General features: G+C 66.1%; 2 protein-coding genes and 1 pseudogene. 1 reads left to right on the top strand and 2 read right to left on the bottom strand.

Annotation, left to right across the window (positions count from 1 at the left end):
* Nucleotides 1-89 precede the first annotated feature (89 nt).
* Nucleotides 90-509, top strand: a complete 420-nt coding sequence (locus tag ACRDUX_RS30715; protein ID WP_526419597.1) for a ChaB family protein — start codon at nucleotides 90-92, stop codon at nucleotides 507-509.
* A gap of 366 nt (nucleotides 510-875) precedes the next feature.
* On the opposite strand, the pseudogene ACRDUX_RS30710 reads toward ACRDUX_RS30715, so the two are convergent.
* Nucleotides 876-1,007, bottom strand: a pseudogene (locus ACRDUX_RS30710) (CheR family methyltransferase); the annotation flags it as partial.
* A 39-nt stretch (nucleotides 1,008-1,046) separates the two neighbouring features.
* On the bottom strand, nucleotides 1,047-1,530 hold a 484-nt coding region (locus tag ACRDUX_RS30705; protein ID WP_526419595.1), incomplete at its 5' end, for a uracil-DNA glycosylase family protein.

The following is a 1,530-nucleotide window of genomic DNA, read 5'->3' as shown; positions in this document are numbered from 1 at the left end:
CGCACAGGACGACCGTGGGTGATCCCGTGTCGAGCGGGTATTCGGGATGTACCGGCACACCATCTCTCGAGACGGGAAAGAGGAATGCAATGCCGAAAGTGTCGAAGTCCGGCAAGGCCAAGGACAGTGAACTGCCCAGCACGTTGAAGCGGTCCGATGACAAGGCGAAACGAACCTTCGCCAAGACCCACGATGCGGCCGCCGAGGAGTACGGCGAGGGCGAACGGGCGCACCGGGTCGCGTACAGCGCGCTCAAGCACAGCTACGAGAAGGTCGGCGATCACTGGGAGGGGAAGGACCACCGCGGCCCATCGGACGAGCGGGCGGAAAGCGGCGGCGCGCGAGCGAAGGGCGACTCCGCGGAGGGTGTCGACGCCAACGCCAGCAAGAAGCACTTGGCCGAGGTGGCCCGGCGCCTGGACATTTCCGGTCGCTCGACGATGACCAAGAGTGATCTCGTCTCTGCGATCGAAAAGGCCAATCGCCGGGAGACCCGACGCAACCAGTGACGGCGAATCGTTCACCGGATGGTGGGGATAATTCGGGGGGGCACGCCGTCAACGTGACTTGAACCGGAGACGTCGCATGGCCAGCAAGCTTGGAGAGTCAGACGTCGACGGGGACGACGACGCTTGGTCACCCCTGTCAAACGTGCGGCGGTGGCTCACGCCAGAGCCGAAGAACTCCGCCACCGCCGGGCCGAGCTCGCGAACGGTGCGCCAACCTACGACGACGTGGTGGCCACGGCCCGTCGTCGCGCCGAAGAGACGGTCGAACATGCGCGAGGCGCGACGCGGGCCGCAAGGCATCGGCACGTCGAAGCCCAGCAAGCCCACTTGCGGGCGGCCGCCGCTCACGAACAGGCCGCGATGACCGCCTGCGTGTTTCATCTGGTGTCCGACCCGCCTCATCAGCGAGGTGCGCTTGTACCCGGTGAAGTCGACGCCTCGGGTGTCCCGCAGGTAACGCAAGAGGGCTTCGAACGACTCGTCGCTCTGATCGTCCATCTCGTCCCGTCTGCCTTGGTCCTCTGACCTCGGCCTTACTCAACGGTGACCACCCGTCTTCGGCGCGCTCACCGTCGAATCGGTCGAACCGTCACGAACGTTCTGCAGCATCCCCGCAGCGAATCGAAGGTCGCCGACCAACGCGTCGAAGGCTTCGTCTCGTCGCTCCGGCGCACCTCGCAGGATCGACGAGGGGTGCGCGGTCACCACGACCCCGGGGCCGTTGCCGTGCCCCTCGTCGGGCAGCCGAAGAACCTCGCCGCGATGTGCGGTCACCCTGAAGTCGTTGCCCAGCAGCGATTTCGCGGCCGTTGCACCCATGAGCACCACGACGTCCGGAGCCACCAGGTCCAACTCGGCGAACAACCACGGCCGGCATGCCACCACCTCGGTCCGGCTCGGCGTCTTGTGGATGCGCCGCACTCCTCGCTCGGCGCGGGTGAACTTGAAGTGTTTGACGGCGTTGGTGACGTACAGCGGTTCGCGGTCGATCCCGGCGGCCAGCAAGGCCTTGTCCAAGATG

This window comes from Mycobacterium sp., from assembly GCF_050701675.1.
GTDB lineage: Bacteria > Actinomycetota > Actinomycetes > Mycobacteriales > Mycobacteriaceae > Mycobacterium.
This window is presented reverse-complemented; position numbering and strand designations above follow the sequence as displayed.

Excerpts from the sequence above, each read along its gene's own strand:
- ACRDUX_RS30715 (WP_526419597.1), top strand. The coding sequence starts at position 90 with ATGCCGAAAGTGTCGAAGTCCGGCAAGGCCAAGGACAGTGAACTGCCC.